The following is a 22066-nucleotide window of genomic DNA, read 5'->3' on the forward strand; positions in this document are numbered from 1 at the left end:
GATTACGATTAATAATTTCCGTTTTACGGTCATCGGAAGGAGGGTAAAAGTCCCTTCCGTTTCAGGTCCTCTATGGCCTTCAATCCTTCATTTTTGCTCACAAACGGCCCTGCCAACACTCTGTACCACGTTTCGGTTTGCGATACTTTCCGGGGGACAACCTCCATCTTTTTTCCGAGCAAGTCAATATCATCTATATATCGGGCGGCATCTTTGGGATTCGAAAAAGTCCCCAGGTGAACTTTCCATACACCATTTGAAGACGGGAGAAGCAGCAACGATTCGGTAATTTCCGGAATCTTGATTTTCTGATCGACCAAGATCAGATTGGGGTCGGTAATTTCCGGGTTCTGTTCCAAAATGTGGTCCATGAGGGTTATATTCGCCTCATTATAATATTTAAGGGCCAATAGAGATAGATTCGTCCCTACTTTCGCTTCAACTATTTTTTTAATACGAATCTCGGTATAGGGGCGACTCATAGGAGTTACCGATGAGGCGGGGGCTTGTGAAGTTTCGGGTTGGGCATTTATGATCTCCGGATTCGGGGTGCCTGGAACCGGTTCAGGAACTACATACCGTTTACCTGTGGGCTTCGCAGATTCATCTTTATCCCTAAATGCCGAAACGCCCGTTACATTTTTTAATTTCATCGAACTGACAACATGTTGCACGTAATCCTTATTAAAGAATATAACCGCCATAAAGACAGCCAGCGTCAGGAAAGCATAGGAAATTTTACGAGGCAGATTTTTTTTAATCCCGGAAGACAGTTTTTTAGCCTTTTCTCGTGTTAAGATGTCTTTTTCTCTCCGAATCTTCCTCACAATGGAAGCGGATATTTTTTTCTCGGAAAGACCATAACCAACAGACAAGGCATTACTGCACAGGATATTGATTACCCGGGGGATTCCTTTTGCGTGCCGGCAGATCATGGATAAAGCCTCGCCTGTGAAGATTTCATTGCTGCCGCTTCCCACAATTTTCAACCGGTGATCGATGTATTGCAGGGATTCTTCTTCAGTCAAAGGGCTGATCTGGGAACTGACGACAATGCGCTGATTAATCTGCCGTATAACTTCAGAACGGAGTTTTGCTTTGAGCTCCGGCTGACCGACAATCACAATCTGAAGCAACTTTGATTTACTGGTCTCCAGATTTGAGAGCAAACGCAATTCTTCAATCGCCTCCAGGCTTATGTTGTGGGCCTCATCAATAATGATCACAACATTCTCATCTTGTTCCAGAGATCGAATCAGGTAGTAATAGAGTTCATGCAGCATGGATCCCTTGACTTCGACCTTTAGCGGAAGTTCCAGCGTGAGGATGATTTCCTTCAACATTTGTTCGAAGGTTATTTGACTCTGGGGAAAGAAGACAGTCTTTACGTTCCTGTCTAATGTGGTTATCAGATGGTGAATAAGTGTGGTCTTGCCGATACCTTCTTCTCCCAGGATGAGGACAAATCCTTTCCTCTGGTTGATCCCATACAACAATCCGGCTAAGGCTTCGCTGTGGCTTTCTGCTGAGAAAAAGAATTTTGGGTCCGGAGATATGTCAAAGGGATTCTCTGAAAAGCCATAAAATTGTGTGTACTCAGTCATTTCACTATCCATTTCCTTAACCGTCAGAAAAGCCGTTCCGGGAGCGTCTCGGGATGCCCATGCAGAACGAGCGTTCATGCTTCATAATAACGCTGGACGTATTTTTTTCTTCCCGCGATTCGCTGATATTTCTCATCGGGATGCCCAAGGGCGATAACGGAATACACTCTCTCATTATCGGGGATGCCTGAAAATCTCTTTATGGTGATGTCCCTCTTCAGGGCTTCCACGACAAACCCGATGAGGCACGTACCCAGTCCCATACTGTGAGCTGCCAGGATGATGTTCTGCGTGGCAAGGAGGGCGTCTTCCTTAGGACAGGATGCTCCGGGCTTCGATCCTACCACTATCGCCGCCGTTGCCCCATGAAACAGTCTGTCGGTACCGCAGTTTTCCCACTCAGCGAGCGCCTCCTCGACGGAATCGTGATGATCTCTGAAGTATTCATCCAGCCCCGGTTTGCCGATCAGTCTTAAAGACCATCGCAGGTACTTCTTTTCAGACATACGATTCAACCTTTTGAAGAAGGCAGCGATATGCTCCCCAAGATTGAGGAGGGCTTTTTGTGTGGGCAACACGGTGAAGGTCCATAACTGGCTGTTTGTCCCGGAAGGAGCAGTGAGGCCGATTTTAACCAGATCGTCAAGTAAAACACGATCGACGGGTCTGTCTGTGTAATTGCGGCATGAACGCCTTGATCCCATAAGTCTGACAAGTTGCACTGTGTCAAATTCACCATACGGCAGCCATGAATCATCCCCCATGAAAGTGGTGAAACAGGATGATGCTTTATCAATGGCGTTTACTCTGATTGCATCAACGGGACAAATAGCGGCGCAGTGCCCGCATGACAGTGACCTGTCGCCGGACACAACCGCCTTTTCACCCTGCATGGAAATGGTTCTTGACGGGCAGACTTTTACACACAAACCACACCCGATACACTTTTCAGTGTCAATAACTGTCGTAACGGCTCTGTCCATCCCATCCTCCTTATCAAACTTTTCCGGCGGCCTTTGTATACTCCCTTCTCGAGAAACTTTATCTAAATATTCTGATCACAACAAGTAAAAATCCCCCCATCCACCTTTTCGAAATGGGGGATGAGGGGATTTTGTATCGATCATCGAGACAATTTGAACCTTGTAGAACTTCCCGGCAAGGAAGATATCTATTGTATCGTTTCTCTTCCCCCTTTATAACCGAATTAAAACTTGACTTGCGGAGCGGCCTTTGCCGACGCGGGCGCCTCGAAAAACGTTGCACTCTGGAAGTTGAACATGCCTGCCAGCAAATTTGCCGGGAAACTTCTGATCGCGATATTGAACACCTTCACCGCGTCATTATAACGTTTTCTTTCGACGGCAATCCGGTTTTCCGTTCCCGCAAGCTCATCCTGAAGGCGGAGGAAATTCTGATTGGACTTAAGATCGGGGTACTTTTCCACCACGACTAAAAGCCTGCTTAAGGCGCTGGACAATTCATTATTGGCGCCGATCTTCTCCGGCACACTCGCCGCACCACCCACCTTTGCCCTGGCGTTGGTAACTTCCACAAGGACATCCTTTTCCTGTTTGGCGTATCCTTTTACAGTCTCCACAAGGTTCGGGATCAGGTCGTACCTCCTCTGCAACTGGTTTTCCACCTGTGCCCAGGAACCTTTTACCGCCTCATCCAACGAAACAAAGGTGTTATAATTACCTTTTACGAAAGAGTAGAGAGCAAAAACAACGATAAGTACAATTACACCTGCAATGATGAGATTTCTTTTTCCGCTGGTCATGCTGTGCCTCCTGATATAATTCGTAGTTTTTTTTTAAAGTGTCATGCTGTCAACAAGTTTGGATAGTTTTTCGATTTCCTTAAGATAGCCCATAAATAAATTCTTCACCTCGGACGATGGTATACTATCAACGTCTTCCTTGATATCCGCGCATTTCAGAAAAACGTCCGGATCAATGGAATATGCACCGGCGACAGTGCGGATAATATCCCGTCGGCTTTGGGGAATGTCGATTCCTTTTAAATATAAGAGGGCTTTAAATATGGAAATAAATGCGGTGAAAGAGGCTTTGATGAGTTCCCGCAGCCTTTTTACCTGCCCTTCCGATTCCAGTAATCCCCTCCTTAAATGCAGGATTTTTCCTCTCAGCTCCCTCTCGAACTGCAATCTGAGATGGGATGGCTCGAAGGATAATCCTCCCAGGACGTCCTCGCCGTAAACGAGTTTATAATGTTTTTTCATCGTGAGGAATTCAATGGGATAAGAATCGAGGGAAGATACAATCTCTGCTTTCGTCATGAAAAGCGGAATTGCCGCCTGCCGTTTCCTCCATCGGGTAACAGTACCGATGGCTTTATCCAGATTGTCAATTCCTCCTTCCGAGAGGATCACAAGAAAATTGAGATCCGACTTGCCCGGAATGTAATGGTCGCCGGCGCCGCTTCCGTAAAGGATAAGTGAAATGAGATCGCTCTCAAAGACCTTCTTGAAGTCGTCGGTTATCTCTGGAAATATTTCTGCTGGGTCTTTCGGTATTTTAGCCATTTTCTCACCTTCCGTCAAAAATCCCCGCTTGCTCCGCCGCCCCCGCTTGAACCGCCGCCAAAGCCGCCGAAGCCGCCACCGCCAAAGCTTCCAAAACCTCCACCGCTACCTCCACCTCTGCCGCCACTCCCGCTCAGCAGTATGAGGAGCAGCCATGGGATCATTTCCCTGCCCTGCCTCGTACCCAGAAGTGGAATCAGGATCAGGATGAGAATGATCAGGGGCAATATCCCGCTGCCACGCCTGACCTCTTGCTTTTTCGGTTGATCGATATGTCCGCCGCCTGTCAGGGAAACATTGGCGTCTTTCGCCACAACGTAAGCCACAGCGGTCATGGCATTGGAAAGACCCTTTCCGTAGTCGCCCTGTTTGAGATACGGGATTGCGTATCTGTCACGAATTTCACCCACAAGTCCATCAGGAAGGATGCCCTCAACGCCGTATCCCGTTTCAATCCTGAACTTCCTCTCCTTCACGGTAAGAAATATCAGGACTCCCTTGTCTTCCCCTTTTTTGCCGATGCCCCATGCCTGGTACAAGCGGTTGACATAATCATTCAGATCGTTATCTCCGATGCTTGTCATCGTAGCAACAACTATCGCTGTTCCGGTTTTTTCGATAACCTCCCTGGCCAGACCTTCCATCCGGTTTTTATCGTCCGATGGGATTACCCCGGCAAAATCATTGACAGCACCGACCGGTTTGGGAAACTTCTCTTCGGCCTCCGACGTTGCTGCAATAAAAAGGCACACGATAATGCCCAGTATCAGCCAAAGCGTTCCTGCCCATTGAAACACGGTCTTTTTCGCACTATCCTTCAAATTGTACCTACTGTTTCAGGAGTTCTTGTACAGAGAATTCTTTACAATATAATGGCGGACTGTCTCTGGAACCAAGTATTTGATGGATTTACCTTCTCTTACCCTTTGCCTGATATCGCTGGATGAGATATCCAGGAAAGTGACCCCCCTGAAAAAAATGATGTGCCCGGTTGGACCTCGGAAGCCTTTTAAAGTATCATCATACGTAAAGCGGGAAGCAAAATCAGCGGGGAGAATTCCTTCCAGACCTCTGTCCTCATATCCTGGTCTTGTCATGACCACGAAATTGCAGAGCAGGAGCAGCCGTTGCCAATCCTTCCATGTTTGGATGGCGTGAAAGGCATCCTGTCCCAGGATGAAATACAATTTCAGATTCTCCATATATTTCTTCAGGATGTATTCAACCGTTTCCACCGAGTAAGATGTATCCTCCCGCCGCTTCTCCACATCGGAGAAGGAAAATACATGGTTCCCCTCGATTGCCTGCATAATCATCTGTTCCCGGTGATGAAACGATGTGATAGCGGCATCTATTTTGTGCGGCGGTTTCGAAGCAGGAACAACGATGATCCTGTTCAGATCAAAAATTTCAAGCACTTCCTCGGCACATCTCAGGTGCCCGGTGTGTATCGGATCAAATGTGCCTCCCAATAATCCCCATTTCATGTTCTCACCTGTCCATCCCCATAGATGATAAATTTTGTCGTTGTCAGCTCTTCCAGTCCCATAGGGCCAAAGGCATGGAGTTTTGTTGTACTGATTCCAATCTCTGCACCGAGGCCCAGCTCAAAGCCGTCGCTGAAGCGGGTTGACGCATTGACCAGAACAGTGGAAGAATTGACTTCACTTAAAAACCGCTGCGCATTCCGATAATTGCTGGTAATTATTGATTCCGTGTGGAGGGAGCCGTACTTTTCGATATGGGCGATAGCATCATCAATGGTATCCACAATGCGTACGGATAATATGAGATCGAGGTATTCCCGGTACCAGTCATCCTCTTTTGCTTTTTCACTATCCGGAAGGATTTGTCTTGTCCTGTCGCAGCCCTTCAGGACAACGCCCGCGTCTTTGAAATGACGCGAAACGAGCGGCAGGAATCGCTCCGCAATATCCTGATGGACGAGGAGGGTCTCCATGGCATTACAGACCCCGGGACGCTGGGTCTTTGCATTCATACAAATTGATACTGCCATGTCAAAATCAGCACTGGCATCGACAAATATATGGCAGACACCTTTGTAATGTTTTATGACCGGAATCTTCGACTCGTTCACAACAGCCCTGATCAGGTCCTCGCCCCCCCTCGGGATGATCAGGTCTATATATTCCTCAAGCTGCAACATCTCATGTACCGCTTTCCTTTCGGTCATCGGAATTACCTGAATGGCCCCCTCGGGGATCGCACCTTTTTTTAAGACACTCCGGAGGATTTGCGCGATAGCGATATTTGAGTGTATTGCCTCGGAACCGCCTCTTAAAATGACAGCATTGCCGGATTTCAGACAAAGGGCGGCAGCATCCACCGTCACGTTTGGACGGGATTCATAGATGATGCCGATAACCCCCAGAGGAATCCGCATTCGCCCGACGAGAAGGCCGTTTGGTCTTCGCCACATGGAGGTCACATTCCCCACCGGGTCCGGGAGGGCGGCGACTTCTCCTAAGCCCTTGGCAATACCCTCAATTGTACTTTCCTTCAATGTGAGCCTGTCAATCATGGCCTCGGAGAGACCCATCTGCTTTGCCTTCTCAATATCCTTTTCGTTTTCACGCATCAATAGGCCGGTTTGCCTGATGAGTTCTTCCGCCATATCATGGAGGACTCTGTTTTTTGCATCTGACGATAATCGGGCAAGCACAGAGGCAGCGCTTTTTGCATTTTTTGCTATTTCTACCACCTGTTTTTTGATATCCATACAAAATCCCTTATTTATTAACTATCGACGCAGATTTTTAAGGGCTTTGTCAACAATAGGCATTGACAAAAGTCGCTGTGTTTATGTATTAACCGCCATCTAATAAAAACAGCGGGTACTTTCCTTTCAGATGCTCTACTTTATCGAACGTCCGGGACAGTGTCAAGATCATTTGTGGTAATTCCCGGTAAGTCTTCGTATAAGTTTATAAATTTTACCTGAGGTCACCGGGATCGAAATTGTCAACGGTTTAAAAAAATGAGCAATATCTGTATCAAAGCGGGCAAACGGGCCTATGAAATCATTCAGGATGGGGGCTTTCACTTTGACCGCGTAACAACGTATTTCGGTCCGGCGACAGGTCCCCGATGGCTGATTGCCAGCGGTTTCGATCTAACCCTGTTAAAAAATGGCCTCTTGGGGCGTTCCAAGGCAATCCATCTCGTTGGTTCATCGGCAGGAGCGATGCGTTTTGCCGCCTGGCTACAGCCTGAACCTGAGAAGAGTTACCGCACTCTTATGGAATCCTACATCGGTATAACCTACAAAAGAAACGACACCCCCGCTACAGTTCTGGAATCATTGGTAAATCTTGCAAATGCCTATATTGAGGATGATGCCCTCTCTTTTGCGCTTGCCAATAAAAAATACCGTCTTGTAATCATTACAGCCCGTGCAAGAAATCTCGTGGCTTCTGAGCTAAAGTGGGTACAGCGTATCGGCATCGGGATCTGTTTTCTCTTCAATGCCATAAACCGTTCATACATTCATGATTTTGCTGAGCGGGTTGTGTTTTATAACGGACCAAAGCCGCCGCACTTTTGCCTGCGGCCCGGTTACCGGGGACGATATATCCGATTGAACGAGATCAATTTTAAGTACGCCGTCATGGCTTCCGGAGCTATTCCCCTGGTTGTTGCAGGTATCAAAGACATCTACGGGGCGCCAAGCGGGGTATACCGGGATGGCGGCCTCATTGATTATCATCTGACCCATAACTATGCCCCGACAAACGAGGATATCATACTGTTCTTTAACCATCAGGAACGGATCATACCGGGCTGGCTGGACAAGAGGCTTTCCTATCGTCGGCCGCAGGCGGACATCCTGGATAATGTCGTGATGATTTATCCTGCTGATACCTTCATTGCCAAGCTTCCCGGGGGGAAGGTGCCGGAGCGGGACGATTTTGCGATTTTCATCGATGACCCGGCTACCCGCATAAAAAACTGGCGGCGGGCCGTTGAACTCGCGCAACCTCTGGGAGAAGAATTCCTGGAACTCGTTGAAAGCAAGAAAATCAAGGGTGTTGTGGAAAAGATAACAGTTCAGTGAGGTATGGCCGGAAGTGGTCACTGAAGCAATCTCGCCCCGGAATATTCATCAACTAAAAGAAATCCTGGAAAACTGCACACTCTGCCCCAGAAAATGCGGGGTAAACAGGAGGGTAGGCGAGTTGGGGTTCTGCCGTCTCTCGGATGACGTCGTAATGAACCGTGCCCTTGCGCATTATGGAGAGGAGCCTCCCATTTCAGGGACCCGGGGCGCGGGAACACTATTCCTTTCTTCATGCAATCTAAAATGTATCTACTGCCAGAACTATCAGATAAGCCATGAAGTATCAGGGGAACGGATGGATAGTGAAGGACTTTCGGGTGTCATGCTGGCGTTGCAGGAGAAGGGCTGTCACAATATTGAACCGGTTACACCCACACCCCATATAGCCCGGATCATGGAGGCGCTTCTGATCGCCCGCCGGAGAGGTTTGCATCTTCCCCTCGTTTACAATTGCGGCGGTTATGAGAATCCGGAAGTTTTAAAACTCCTGGAAGGGATGGTGGATATCTATCTGCCCGATTTTAAGTATGGCAGTGAAAATGACGCTCTTGTCCTTTCGGGGGCGAAGGATTATCCATGGTATGCCGTTGAATCCATCAAGGAAATGGTGCGGCAGGCAGGAGATTCGCTTTGGGAGGACGACGGCATCGCGAAAAGAGGGATTCTCATTCGCCATCTCATCCTTCCCGGATTCATATCGAACAGCCTCGAAGTTCTCAGACTGATTAAAACACATATATCCATTTCTGTAACTTTGAGCATCATGTCCCAGTATACACCCATTCCCTCTGTGAAAAATCACCCCCACCTGGGCAGGAGGATCACCCGTGTGGAATATGAGCGTGTGATCAATCACGCCCTTGACATGGGTTTTGAAAACATCTTCACTCAGGATGTGGATGACCGGGCTTTGGCCCCGGATTTTGAGCAGAAAGAGCCGTTCAACTGGTCATAAATGTGATATAATTCATTTATAAACTCGATCTAAAGGAAAAACCCTATGGCTGATTTTACCGGCTTCGGCAAGATTCTCCTTATTATCGGTCTCGTCATCGCGGGCATAGGAGGCCTTTTCCTGCTGGGCGGAAAAATACCGTGGATCGGACGGCTTCCCGGTGATTTCTATTATAAAGGCAAGAACATTACCTTCTATTTTCCCCTGGCTACAAGTATCCTCATCAGCATCATCATCACGATCATCCTGATATTCATTGGCCGTAAATAGTCCCATAATCTCAAATCCAAACCTCTATCGGTATTTTACTACTCAATATTATTGAGCTCTTGACAAGCGAACATATCTTATTTAAAAGAAATTATAAAAATTAAGCCGATACTCATCGGCACAATAACACCGCTGAGAGGCGGTCTAATTGATGTTGGGACGCCAAAAAAATGCTCCGATTTCAAAAAGCTTGGAAAGTGTATTTTGGGCTTCTCCTTTTCGGTACCGTTCTTGGTGTCGGTGCGGATATCAGAGAAGCAATAGAAAACCCCTCGCTAATAGGTACGGCTCTACTCGTTGCCGCGTACGTCGTTAGTGCAATTGGAGCGGTTGGCTTGTTTGGCTTCGCTTGGCAGCAACCAATTGGAAAGGCATTGTTCTGGAAAATATTCTTTTTTATAAATATTGGTCAATGGGGTCGGACCAAGATAAGTAGTAGGTATCATAAAGAATAGAGGGGGTCAGGGGTCAAGTCTACGTTTGACTCTTAGATTGCCATCCTAATCTAATCTAATGGAATCATGCGAACTCTGGAACGTCAACGTAGCTGTGCAATGGTCAATGGTGGTCAATGGGGTCGGACCAAGATAAGTAGTAGGTATCATAAAGAATAGGATTAAAAAACGGCCTATATTTAGCCTAATACTGCCCATTTTGGCCACAAAAATATACTCCTAAGATTACGATTTCTTGCAGAAAAAAAATTAGGTCACCGAACCTATAAATCCACCGAACGCTCGTTCCTCGAGCCGGTGATCTTTACGTTATCTGAAAAATTTGAGTTAGAAGAATACATATAAACTGTGCTATTATAATCTTGAAATAAACATTAAGGGGGGGAATCTTTGTGAAAAACTACAAAATTATTGTCGAAAAACACACTGATGGCTACGTTGCGTACCCACTGGGAATCAAGGGTGTCATAGTAGGCCAGGGTGACACTTATGAAGAAGCCCTTATGAATGTAAAATCTGCGATCAAATTTCATGTTGAAACATTTGGCGATGATGTTATTGACATCGATCCGCCTATAATTGAAGCGTTTATTGCTGAGGCGGGTGTATAAGCTTAATGGCTAAATTCCCCATCGATGCTCCCAAGCGCAGGGTTATTAAAGCATTAGAGATTTTAGGATTTCGTATTGTCCGGGAGAAGGAACATGTTGCAATGGTTCGTGAAACTCCTGATGGAATAAAAATCCCACTAACAATGCCTAACCACCCTATTATTAAATCTTCCACCCTGAGAACAATTTGTACACAGGCGGGCATATCAAGAGATGAATTCCTAAGAGCTTATAATGAGACATGATGTATTTTTCAGATAACAAATCAATACAGCCGACCACTTCCAGCGTCGGCTGATTTTTGTGTCAAGGTTTTCACAGTGGGAACGTCAACAAAACGGGGACAGATTTATTTTAGTAAATAAATTTGTCCCCGTTTACGTTTACGCCCAGAGGACAAGGCCGGTTTCCTGCTTGGCTGCAAGATTTTTATGGTACGGAAGTACCCTGATACCGTATATGTGGGGGCCGTTCTGCTTGACTATGTATTCCGCGGAATAGGTAAGAACTCCATCCAGTGTCTTGTTCGCTAATTTTAAAGGCACACAATCCGGAGAATCAGTAAATTCGTATCCATCCTTTCTTCCGATTACCAGTTCAACTAAGATTTCATCAGGATCCACCTTTCCTGCATCAATTCTCGTGCTTACGATAAGCGGTTGATCAACAAAAACGGTATCCCCATGGATTCCTTCAATGCTGGCATCCAACAATCTGAGTGAGGAAAAACGCATGGGAATTTTGAGCTTCCAGTCTGCAAGCTCGCGAGCCAGCTTGTGTCCATCCGTGTAAAGTTCATGTTCCCTGTTGGCCGTGGGCAGATACATTGTATGGTAGTATTCGAGGAGCATCCTTGCCGTGTTGAATTTGGGCATAAGGGTTTGCATGGATCTTTTCATCATAGTGATCCATTTTTCCGGCAGTCCCGATATCTCCCTGCTATAGAATGTCGGTATCACTGAATTCTCGAGTATTGAATAAAGCGACTGGCTGTCTTCTTCATCGGCATTGTCTCTTTCTTCGGAATACCCTCTCACAACAGGTCCTATGTTCCAGCCATTAGTTCCATCATAACCTTCACACCACCACCCATCGGATATGCTGAGATTAAGCACCCCGTTCGCGATAACCTTTTCACCGCTCGTGCCGCTCGCTTCATGGGGTCTTCGAGGCGTATTCAACCACACATCGACACCCTGAAAAAGACGCCGGCCAATATTAATGTCATAGTCCTCGATGAAAAAAATCTTGCCCCTGAATCTTTCATCCCTGCAGATGTCGATAACCTTCTTAATAAGATTTTTCCCCATTCCGTCGTTTGGATGAGACTTTCCAGCGATGATTATGTGAACGGGGCGTGTTGGATGATTTAAAATTTTGTCCAGGCGGTCCAGGTCAGACAGGAGCATATCGGCGCGCTTGTAAGGCGCGAAGCGTCTTGCGAATCCAATCACCAGGGCTGCGGGATTGATTTTTGAAAAAAATTCTTCCCGCCATGTCTTTGTATAACCATATTTCACCCAGTGCCTGGAGAGGTATTCCCTCAAAAAATTGATCAATCTTTGCTTGAGTTCATATCGGGTGTCCCACAGCAATGAGTCGGGGATATCCTGAACCTTTTCCCACGTTTCGGGGTCTGTGATGTTACTTTCCCATGCAGGTCCCAGATATGTGTCAAAGAGGTCTTTCATTCTCTGCGCGATGTAAGACATGGTATGGGCGCCATTCGTGACATGACCGATTGGGATGTCCGAGATGTTAAAGCCCTTCCATAAATCATACCACATTCGCTTCGATACCTCTTCGTGAACGTGACTTACTGCATTACTCATATGTGCTATTTTGAAGGCAAGTTTGGTCATGAAAAAGGTCTTTTCTTCGCCGCCTTCCTTTCGTCCCAGTTCCCAGAACTGTGACCAGGACATGCCTGTTCTTTTTACGAAGCCGGAAAAGTAATGTTCCATCATGTCCTTGGGGAACCTTTCAATACCTGCTTCAACGGGAGTATGGGTTGTAAAAACGGTACTACCGCGAACCAACTCAGTAGCCTCATCGAGGGAAAGACCTTCCTCGGTCATCTGGTCAGCGATTCTCTCAAAAATAAGAAATGCGGAATGTCCCTCATTGATGTGGTAGACACGGGGCCTGATACCCAGCTTTTTTATCAACCTGACACCACCCATGCCTAAGAGGATTTCCTGTTCGATCCGGATTCTCTGGTCAGCGGGATACAGTCGTTCTGTAATCTTTCGGTCCTGAACGGTATTTCCCGGAACATCGGCATTCAGCAGGTATAACGAAACCCGTCCCACCTTTACTTCCCAGATATTTGCGTAGAGTGTTCTTCCCGGCAGTTCAAGGGATATTTGAACTTCATTTCCCATGTCGTCCCGGACAATCTGAACAGGCATTATGGAAAAGACGTTTTCCGGATATTCCTCAGTCTGGATGCCATTTTTATCAATAACCTGTCTGAAATAGCCGTTCTTGTAAAGAAGACCTATACCCACGAGCGGAATATTGAGGTCGCTGGCGGTTTTTAAGTGATCACCAGAGAGTGTACCCAACCCACCCGAATAAATGGGGAGGCTTTCATGAAGGCCATATTCGGCGGAGAAATAGGCAACCGGTGACGACCACTTGATTGCCGGAGAGGCATGCACCCTTTCATGGGGAGTTCTATCGCTCAAATATTCATCGAACTGCTGGATGATCTGCGTGTAATGAGTCATGTAGGTGGGATTTTCCGAGGCCTCCAATAACTTTTCAGGCGATACCGTCTCCAACATTCTAACGGGATTATTTCCCATTTCCGGCCAAAGTTTAGGATCGAGGGAAATATACAAACTGCGGGCTTTGGGGTGCCATGTCCACCATAAATTGTAGGCAAGTTCCCTCAGCCGCTCAATTTTGAGGGGAAGATTTACGACGGCAGTAAACGCGCGAAAATGAGGCTGAGTCGATACAGTACCGGCAAAGACATATTTTTTTTCCACCCTGTAGTCTATTAAGATGAGTTTATCAGCACGGTCATATGCAACGGCGATAGCTTCATCATATGCTTTAAGGTATAACTTGAAGAAATCTTTCCAGTTTGCCTGGAGCGCCACATGACGGGCGCTCTTTCGTCTCTCCTTAATTTCTTCATCACCCCAGGATAGAAAGCCTTTGAAGATAGTATATAAATTATCTTCAATTAAATTGATTTTCTGCCCCTTACGGTTTAAGATAATAACTCCGCTATTCTCACCTATCGTTAGCTGTACCCAAGTTCCAAAACCTGCCTGATCAGTCGTTATTGTGGGCACGGCGTGGGCGACACTTTCAAGGGGTGTATATCCCCAGGGTTCATAGTACGACGGGAAAACCCCCAGATCACACCCTGAAAGGGCTTCATAATAGGTCATATTAATAAGACCATCATGACCATTGAGATATGCCGGGTTAAAAATGACATTAACCCTGTTTTGTGTTGAGTTCATAAGTCCCAAACTTTTACATGCCTGCAAGATTGGATCATATGACTCGTTATGGAGCCTGTGGGTTGTAATGGGAGGGTTGCTCGGTTCGAGTCTTGTTTGTGTTTGATCGATCTGAAGGGCGGGAATCAAATCCATGTGACCACCAATTACGAAAAGATAGACCAGGACCGCTTCATCTTTTGTCATATCTTTGTCGAGCCTGCTGAATGCATTCAGAGAAATATCGATGCCTTTATTATGGAATTCATAACGCCCTGATATGACCACAATCTTTGTATTTGAAGGAAAATCTTTTCTCAGAAATCGTGATGCTGCATTGATGAGTATTTCTCTCGACTTTAATGCAGACATTCTATCTGTTGTGAGATCAGGAATATGGTCCATGTCGAGCCCATTGGGTGTGATAATATCCGGGTACCTTCCAAGAAAATTTTTCGCTTCAGAAGCTGTTATTTCACTGACTGTCGTAAAACAGTCTGCTTCCCTCGCTGAGGCCAGTTCCATTGAATACTTGGCCTTGATATTATGGGCGCCTGCTTCTACCTGTGGTGAGATATTTTCCATGGACTTATAAATATCCACACCTGAGTCGGCAAGGCTTCTTCCCAGGATCGTGGCATGTGTGGTGAAGACAGTGCCTATTTCCGGAACCTTTTTTTTCACATAGAGGAGGCCTGCACCGCACATCCATTCATGGAACTGTGCAACGGCGGGTATGCCATGTGGTCTTACCATCAGATTATACGTTATTTCTATGACCTCGCCGCAGGCATAACTGAACATCACCGGTTCCACATAGTCCCAGCCGCCCGCTATCGAATCGACGCCATAATCCTCCCAGAGCCTGAAGAGTAACTGTTCTTTATCGTATTTTTTCCCGAAACTAACGAGGATAACCTTTGGTTCACCGGGGATCTTCCACCTGCCAAAACGACATGGGATATCTTTAATGGCCGTACTTTCCCTGATCTTTACCCAGCAGGCTTCATCAGTTTCTTCAAAATCAGGATTGGTTTTGAGATCAGGTCCCAGGAGGAAGTAACGTTCTCCATAGTTCTGAATGGCCTCCCTGCTCTTGCTGGCAACGACGGTATATATGCCTCCTACCTTATTGCAGACCTCCCAGCTGACCTCAAACAGATAGCCTTTAGTATGTTTTTTCATGAATTAACTCCTCTTTTAATTGCCGAAATGACCGGAAAAGTCATCGATAATATTCATATAGTTGATGTATGCATCATAAGGCGACCCATAAGGATTGGAATGTTTCTGTCCATCTTCATCGGCAGGCCACTTGGTGCACATATAAAAAAAGTGATCGGATGCCTGGAGCATGCGCCAGGTATGGAGAAACATCCCTTTTTTATGACGCTGCACGTTCGATTCCATACTGTACAATGTATTTATGGCATCTTTCTGCAGATTATTTCCCACCCATGTACTTAAATCTTGTTCACCATCTGCCGACGAGATAAAGTCCGTTACATCCAGTTGGTCAATGGGATCGTAATCTCCGGCAATTTCCGAAGGGGTCTGAAACCGATAATCGGGATGCTTTACGATTTCACGGGCGAGCATCCGGATGAATTCAAAAAACCCCGCTTTTTCCCACGGGTGATTGCCAAATGTCTCATAATCCATATAAAGGTTAATACTATCTCTGGCTCCGGTATCGGTTATATTGTGAATCCAGTGTGTATATTTATCAGCCATGAGGGGATGTTCAGACCATTTTGAGTCTGAAAAGTGAAAAGCAATATCATTGGATAGACGGTAGTTTCTCAAGAGCAGTTTCAGTTTTTTACACCCCGCGGGTTGATAGACATAATGAGGAGACCGCCATCCTAAAATTTTATCTGTTCCCTCGGCCAGAATGACATCGAAGCCCATTTTTTCTATAGTCCTTGCGAGATCATTGTTATAGATGAGTCCGGTATTGCGAAACGTCTTGGGAGTCTGACCGAACAAAGTCTTTATCTTCTTTTTATGCAACATGACCTGCTCTTTAAATTCCCGTGCAGAAAACAGAAAAGCAAGTGAGTGATGGTATGTTTCATTAATGAACTCCACACATCCTGTATCAGCAAGACGTTTAAAGCTGTCAAGCACATCAACACGATGTTTTTCAAACTGATCAAGGCAAATACCGCTGATCGAAAAGGCAATCCGGAAATCTCCCTGATACTGATTTAATAAATCAAGCATGATACTGTTGGCCGGAAGATAATAGTTATCGGATACTTTGTTCAGGATCTGAAGATTTTTTTCCACATCCTCATAAACATGGTCATGATCAATATCAAAAAAGGTGTAGTGCTTCAACCAGCGGGGTTGATGAACATGGAAATTTAGACAGATGCTTGGCATTTTCCCACCTTTTCAATGCAATACGTGATCGTAGACAGTGACGATCTTCTCAGCAGCATTTTCCCAGCGAACAGTGTGTAATTCTTCACGCGACCGTTCGATCATTTCTGCCACCAGTCTAGGGTATTTTAAAATTGCTATAATCTTATTGGCAATTTCATTTACATCCCAGAAATCCACTTTCAATGCATGATGAAGTATCTCCGACACCCCTGACTGCCGGGAAATAATAACCGGTACATCATACACCATTGCCTCAAGAGGCGAGATACCGAAAGGCTCAGATACACTCGGCATGACATAAAGATCACTCATTGTAAATATCTGCTCCACTTCGGTTCCCTGCAGAAATCCGGTGAAGTGAAAATTTTTCCCTATTCCCAGTTCGGCGACGCGCTCGATCATACGGGAAATCATGTCTCCTGCACCCGCCATGACGAACGTTACTTCAGGTAGTTTTTTTAATACTTTAGCCGCTGCTTCAACGAAATAATCGGGGCCCTTCTGGAAGGTAATCCTGCCGAGAAAAAGGATAATCTTTTTGTCGGGATGTGGCTCCACATGGTAAATCCTTGGAGCTTCTGCACGGGAAACGGCATTATGAACGACAGATATTTTATCAGGATGAATACCGTAATGGTTGACAATCATATTTTTTGTATAATGACTTACTGCAATAATGTGATCGGCCGATACCATGCCGAATCGTTCTATATAAAAGATTGCCTGATTGGCATGCTCGCCGCTTCGATCAAATTCAAGGGAATGAATGTGAAGAATAAGGGGCTTCCCGCTGACTTTTTTTGCATGAAGACCGGCAAAGACCGTCATCCAGTCATGGGCATGAATTATATCAAATGTCTGACTTTCGGCAATGACAGCGGCTACCCGTGCATACCGTATAACTTCAGCAACCATGTTTGGACCGTAGTGTTCAGAGATTGTGAGGACATGAGATTCCTCCGTGTCGCCCTGGCCTTTTTCGTATGCAGGCAGATTCAAGACCTTTCCCCGCAGGATATCTTCATACTGGCCTTTATTTAGATAAGGTCTTAGCGTTGAATTGATCAATCTGATATCCAGACCCTTAAAGACCTTTATCCCTCCGGCAGATTGCTGTTCGACAGGAACTCCGGAGGCTGAAATCAATTCCACATGTGATTGCCCCGCCTCGCCTAATATTTTCGGAATGACGAAAAAAATTGTGTGGCCGAGGCCGACCAGAGCCTTTGTAATACCGAAACAGGCAGTCCCGAGGCCGCCACTAACATGAGGTGGAAATTCCCATCCAAACATGAGGATTTTCACGGGCAAATGGCCTCCTTACCACCAGACGGCTATAACAATGTAGCGGAATGTTTTTACAGAGGTGACCCTTGTACGAAACCATCAATATACGGTGGGCATCATGACATAACAAAAGAATAAAGTAAACCAGAAAAAAATCCTTATCCGCACACCATGCACTACTCCCTATGCTCAGCCACCGTCTATGAATCAGGAATTTCATTAAGAAGAGTATACAATCTGATCAATCCTGCTGCGCTCCATGCTTGCGAAATACACCCATTGGGGCGATGGGGGGGATCGCCGTCAAAGATTTCAGATATACAACCCACACCGGCCTCCAACATATGCTTACGAACAAATGGCCGTATATAATTGAGGAGAAATATCTTCGCTGCGGTCTTGTCTGTCGCAGCCCTGATATATGCTTCACCGAAATGTGCTATTAACCAGGGCCATACGGTACCTTGATGATAAGCCGAGTCTCTTGAGACGCCATCGCCTTCGTACTGTCCTTTATAGTTTTTATCCTCCGGTGAGAGGGTTCTTAAGCCCACAGGAGTCAACAGGTGCTGCCTGACTTTCTCGACCACACCGGTCCATTGAGCGGGTTCCAATGGTGAATAGGGGAGCGAGACAGCCAGAATCTGATTTGGCCTTACGGCAGGATCCAGATATCCGTTGCAGAAGACATCGCCAAGATATGCCTTACTTTCAATCCAGAAGGTATCAACAAATGACTTTTTAATCCTTGGAATGAGGGCATGGAAAGAAGACTCATGATCATCAAAACGCTGTGCAAGTTCATGGGCAAAGCAGACGGCATTATACCAGAGGGCATTGATCTCTACGGGATATCCCCATCTCGGGGTTACAGGACTACCTTCCGCGGTTGCATCCATCCATGTTAGCTGTGTATCTTTATCACCTGCATGGAGTAAACCGTTTTCACTCATATGGATGTTGAATAGTGTACCGTTCATATACCCCTGCACAATCCTCTTCATGATCGGCCACAGCCTGCTTTTAATGGTCTCGATCTCGCCGGTATGCTTCAGCATCTGTTGAACGGCCCAGAAATACCAAAGCGAGGTATCCACTGTATTATAGGTATTTCCCATCCCATCGTCGGCAAAGTAATTGGGAAGGAGGCCATTTTTTTCATGTGCGCCAAGTGAGGAGAGGATGGCAATCCCTTCCTCATTACGACCACTGCAGAATGTCAGCCCCGGCAGGGAAATGAGTGTGTCTCGCCCCCAGTCAACGAACCAGTGGTAGCCTGCGATGATTGCCGGTCGGCCGGATGGTGATTTGATCAGAAATTGCTGGCCCGAAGCAATCAGGTTTCGTACATGAATCTTATCCTCTTGATTTTCAAACTTTTTTACGATCTTTTCATTTTTTAATGTTTCACGGGTCCGCCTTGTCTTTTCAGCCGTCCATATCTTTTCCAGCTTCTCATGGTAAATATCCAGCGATGCGGAAATAATGACGGTACTCCCTTTTTTTACGGGAATTTCAAAAATACCGGGAAGGAAAAGATCCTCACGCCAGTCAAACCCCCTTTCTTTTTCAACCAGATATTCAAAATTGTTGTACCAGACGGGTGAAGGATTAAATATTGACTTTCCGTTTGTCTGAATAAATATGGGCGGCATGCCGTCATAAGGCTGCATCTCGAATCCATTTACTATTTTGCAAGTTTTCGTATGAAGGAACATGTTTTGTTTTGCCAGCGCATGATATCCCCGATATGCAAAAAAGGGCTTCAATCGCAAAACGCCGGGAAACGGGCAATGCTCGACATCATACCTGATCAGGACGCGCTCCTCGCCATGAACCATCATAATTGTCTTGTGAAGGCTAATCCCATTCATTTCGTAGGTAAATTGGGGAGAATAATCCAGGCGAAATTCTTTGAGAAGATGCCCTTCCCGGGGATGAAAGACACCGGGATATTGACAGCATGAGAGGAAAAACTCGTTTTCCCTCATAGAAATGGAATCCTCAAGCCATGAAAGGAGGACGTGTCTCCCCTGCGGTATTCTGAGATTTGCAACCAGGAGCCCGTGGTATTTCCTTGTATTGCAGTTCAGTATCGTACCGGATGCATAACCCCCTAACCCATTGGTTTCAAGCCACTCAAGGTTCAATGCTTTTTCAAGATTTAGACAAGATGCCTCATCGAGTGTATATCGGAGCATGTATGTTTACCCCCTAAAAAAATAAAATGTAAAGAGAAAAGACTTGCGATCCTTTCATTGCGATAGTGTGAGGTTGAAATTACGCAATTTACGTGCAAACGTCATTTGTAGAATCTTCTCATTATGGCATATTAAAAATTTCAACATTGGGTGGGGGCTTGAAACTGAAGAGCTTATCGGGAAGGTTGTTGTTGATTTTTATATCGGTGAGTCGGACACGGGTAACATTTCCATACAAGTCTGTAAAACTAAACTGTATAATCTGGAAATTATCCTTATCAACGGTTAAATTCAGTTTATCGATGCCGGTATCTGAATTGAAAGGAGTAAGGGTGAGAAGATAGTTTCCTTTCCCATCCACAGGGTCAGGCCGGGAAAAGTTAATATGAAAATCTTCACCCAGCTTGCCTATCCCTGAAAGAAACTTCACCGCCAGCTTTGACTTATAGATAGTATCCGTGTCCTGAATATAGACTACACGGTCCTCCGGGATATATAACCAGGCATTTTTGGGGTTGATGATTAATTTTTTAGCTTTTGGTTTCGAATAGTTCCACAACATTCTCCTGGGATTTTTTACATAGACGGTTCCTTCTTCCCGATCCGTTTTATTCATGGCTTTGATAGTCACTTCCTGTATGAATCGTGCTTTAAGGTCTACTGTTTTTTCATATCTCTCCTGAGCTTTTTCGATCAACTCCTTGAGAGGCGGAGGCCCTCCCAGGGCCTGGACGGAAGGAAAAAGCAGCAGGCATATCATGATACCAGCTGCTTTTATTGAATAGCCGCTCCAGCGACCATATTTTTTTTTAATATCTTTTATTTTAAAAAAAGAGAAGAAATGGCACATTTTTTTCGAGGAGTTTATATCTCACAAAAAAGAGGTCAATAAGTATCAGAAATCAAAGGGCGCTTATTTATCATGTTGTAATTATTGTATATATTCGCTGCTCAAATCGTATGCAATGAGGTATAAATTTGTCACTATTGAAGACTTACAAGTGTTATCAACATCGTTATCAACAACCTTTTCAACACGTCTGTGGATTTCAATTCCAAGTGCCTGTATAAAGAGCAATATCCTTCACCCATGGGCTATTTTTAGTCCGATACAGGCACTCTCCAGCCAAACGGGTCATCTTTTTCGCCGTATTGTATCTGCAGGATTTCATTGTATAATTTTTCTGTGAGATTACCTGTTTTTCCTTCATTAATGATGATCGCTCGTTCCCTGTAAGAAATTTTTCCGATCGGGGAAACGATTGCCGCCGTCCCGGAGGCAAAAGCCTCCTTCAGTGTGCCATTGGAAGTGGTGTCCAGGATTTCGTCCATTGAGATGGGTCTCTCAGAAACGGAAATATTCCAGCTTCTGGCAATCTGAATGATGGAATTGCGGGTCACGCCGGGGAGGATGCTTCCACCGAGGGGCGGCGTTATCAGCTCGTCGCCGATGAAGAAAAAGACATTGCTTGTCCCCACCTCTTCTATATACTTTCTCTCGATCGCATCCAGCCAAAGCACCTGTGTAAATCCCTTTTCCATAGCCACCTTGCTCGCCAGAAGACTGGCGGCATAATTGCCGGCGGCTTTAATGTTTCCTATCCCTCCCCGCACAGCCCGGACATAATCATCAGTTACATACATACTGGTTGGACTGAATCCCTGGGGATAGTAGACACCCACCGGGCCCACGACAATGAAAAAAAGGTATTCATTGGCGTCGTGCACCCCCAAGGCCGCTTCTGTCGCAATCATCGTCGGCCTGATATAGAGAGATGCCCCTCGAGTCCGGGGAATCCAATCCTTTTCCATAAGTACCAGTTTTTTCAGGGAAGTCATAAATAATTCCGGATCGACCTTGGGCATACAAAGTCTTTCGGCTGAGGTATTCATGCGTTTAATGTTTTCATAAGGCCTAAAGAGAAAGATTTGATCATCTTTCCCCCTGTAAGCCTTCAGTCCTTCAAATATTTCCTGTCCGTAATGAAGACACATGGCCGTTGGCTCCAGGGATATAAGCCGGTAGGGTTCAATCATGGCATTGTACCAGCCGCGATCCGCGTGGTATTGCATTGTAAAGAAGTGATCCGTGAATATTTTCCCGAACCCCAGCTTCGATTCGTCTGAAGGTTTCGCCTTCATTTTCTCTGGTTCCACTGTAACAATTTTTATTTCCATATGTTCATCTCCCTTTATACATTAAAC

Annotated in this window: 18 protein-coding genes; 5 read left to right on the plus strand and 13 right to left on the minus strand. The window is 45.8% G+C overall.

From position 1 onward, the window contains the following. Nucleotides 1-29 precede the first annotated feature (29 nt). The 7 genes from NTW12_04050 to NTW12_04080 form a co-directional block, all read right to left on the minus strand. Nucleotides 30-1682 (minus strand): AAA family ATPase, encoded by a 1653-nt coding sequence (locus NTW12_04050; protein ID MCX5845518.1) that lies wholly within the window; start codon nucleotides 1680-1682, stop codon nucleotides 30-32. Next, the gene (locus tag NTW12_04055) at nucleotides 1679-2587 is read right to left on the minus strand and encodes a nitroreductase family protein (protein ID MCX5845519.1); all 909 of its coding nucleotides are present in this window, start codon (nucleotides 2585-2587) and stop codon (nucleotides 1679-1681) included. The genes NTW12_04050 and NTW12_04055 overlap by 4 nt, the downstream gene beginning before the upstream one ends. Nucleotides 2588-2811: 224 nt before the next feature. Continuing rightward, nucleotides 2812-3387: a LemA family protein gene (locus NTW12_04060; GenBank protein MCX5845520.1), complete on the minus strand. Its 576-nt coding sequence runs from the start codon at nucleotides 3385-3387 to the stop codon at nucleotides 2812-2814. A gap of 33 nt (nucleotides 3388-3420) precedes the next feature. Then, nucleotides 3421-4152 (minus strand): hypothetical protein, encoded by a 732-nt coding sequence (locus tag NTW12_04065; protein MCX5845521.1) that lies wholly within the window; start codon nucleotides 4150-4152, stop codon nucleotides 3421-3423. 14 nt (nucleotides 4153-4166) lie between these two features. Next, the gene (locus NTW12_04070; protein ID MCX5845522.1) at nucleotides 4167-4973 is read right to left on the minus strand and encodes a TPM domain-containing protein; all 807 of its coding nucleotides are present in this window, start codon (nucleotides 4971-4973) and stop codon (nucleotides 4167-4169) included. 15 nt (nucleotides 4974-4988) lie between these two features. Further along, entirely contained in the window at nucleotides 4989-5639 is a 651-nt protein-coding gene (gene nadD, locus NTW12_04075) for a nicotinate-nucleotide adenylyltransferase (GenBank protein ID MCX5845523.1), read from the minus strand. Further along, nucleotides 5636-6892: a glutamate-5-semialdehyde dehydrogenase gene (locus tag NTW12_04080; GenBank protein ID MCX5845524.1), complete on the minus strand. Its 1257-nt coding sequence runs from the start codon at nucleotides 6890-6892 to the stop codon at nucleotides 5636-5638. Before NTW12_04080 ends, nadD begins: the two co-directional genes overlap by 4 nt. 258 nt (nucleotides 6893-7150) lie before the next feature. Between NTW12_04080 and NTW12_04085 the strand changes: the two genes are divergently transcribed. From NTW12_04085 to NTW12_04105, 5 genes are all read left to right on the plus strand, one after another. Beyond that, entirely contained in the window at nucleotides 7151-8227 is a 1077-nt protein-coding gene (locus tag NTW12_04085) for a hypothetical protein (protein ID MCX5845525.1), read from the plus strand. Nucleotides 8228-8240: 13 nt separating this feature from the next. Further along, nucleotides 8241-9185 (plus strand): radical SAM protein, encoded by a 945-nt coding sequence (locus NTW12_04090; GenBank protein MCX5845526.1) that lies wholly within the window; start codon nucleotides 8241-8243, stop codon nucleotides 9183-9185. A 45-nt stretch (nucleotides 9186-9230) separates the two neighbouring features. Continuing rightward, nucleotides 9231-9455, plus strand: a complete 225-nt coding sequence (locus NTW12_04095; GenBank protein MCX5845527.1) for a DUF2905 domain-containing protein — start codon at nucleotides 9231-9233, stop codon at nucleotides 9453-9455. Nucleotides 9456-10302: 847 nt separating this feature from the next. Continuing rightward, entirely contained in the window at nucleotides 10303-10521 is a 219-nt protein-coding gene (locus NTW12_04100) for a type II toxin-antitoxin system HicB family antitoxin (GenBank protein MCX5845528.1), read from the plus strand. A gap of 5 nt (nucleotides 10522-10526) precedes the next feature. Further along, nucleotides 10527-10766, plus strand: a complete 240-nt coding sequence (locus NTW12_04105; protein ID MCX5845529.1) for a type II toxin-antitoxin system HicA family toxin — start codon at nucleotides 10527-10529, stop codon at nucleotides 10764-10766. Nucleotides 10767-10904: 138 nt separating this feature from the next. On the opposite strand, the gene glgP is transcribed toward NTW12_04105, so the two are convergent. The 6 genes from glgP to NTW12_04135 all read right to left on the minus strand — a co-directional run bounded on the left by glgP (nucleotide 10905) and on the right by NTW12_04135 (nucleotide 22039). Next, the gene (glgP, locus tag NTW12_04110; GenBank protein MCX5845530.1) at nucleotides 10905-15167 is read right to left on the minus strand and encodes an alpha-glucan family phosphorylase; all 4263 of its coding nucleotides are present in this window, start codon (nucleotides 15165-15167) and stop codon (nucleotides 10905-10907) included. A gap of 15 nt (nucleotides 15168-15182) precedes the next feature. After that, nucleotides 15183-16370, minus strand: a complete 1188-nt coding sequence (locus tag NTW12_04115; GenBank protein MCX5845531.1) for a glycoside hydrolase family 57 protein — start codon at nucleotides 16368-16370, stop codon at nucleotides 15183-15185. 12 nt (nucleotides 16371-16382) lie between these two features. Beyond that, a complete protein-coding gene (locus tag NTW12_04120; protein MCX5845532.1) occupies nucleotides 16383-17678 on the minus strand; it encodes a glycosyltransferase family 4 protein in 1296 nt (431 codons plus the stop codon). A 182-nt stretch (nucleotides 17679-17860) separates the two neighbouring features. Further along, nucleotides 17861-19861 carry a glycogen debranching enzyme N-terminal domain-containing protein gene (locus tag NTW12_04125; GenBank protein MCX5845533.1) on the minus strand — a complete coding sequence of 667 codons (2001 nt, stop codon included), beginning with the start codon at nucleotides 19859-19861 and terminating at the stop codon, nucleotides 17861-17863. Between the two features lie 121 nt (nucleotides 19862-19982). Continuing rightward, entirely contained in the window at nucleotides 19983-20621 is a 639-nt protein-coding gene (locus NTW12_04130) for an outer membrane lipoprotein carrier protein LolA (protein MCX5845534.1), read from the minus strand. Between the two features lie 341 nt (nucleotides 20622-20962). Beyond that, on the minus strand, nucleotides 20963-22039 hold the full coding sequence (locus tag NTW12_04135) for a branched-chain amino acid aminotransferase (GenBank protein ID MCX5845535.1): 1077 nt from the start codon (nucleotides 22037-22039) through the stop codon (nucleotides 20963-20965). Between the last annotated feature and the right edge of the window lie 27 nt (nucleotides 22040-22066).

The organism is Deltaproteobacteria bacterium (assembly GCA_026388545.1).
Lineage (GTDB): Bacteria > Desulfobacterota > Syntrophia > Syntrophales > UBA2185 > JAPLJS01.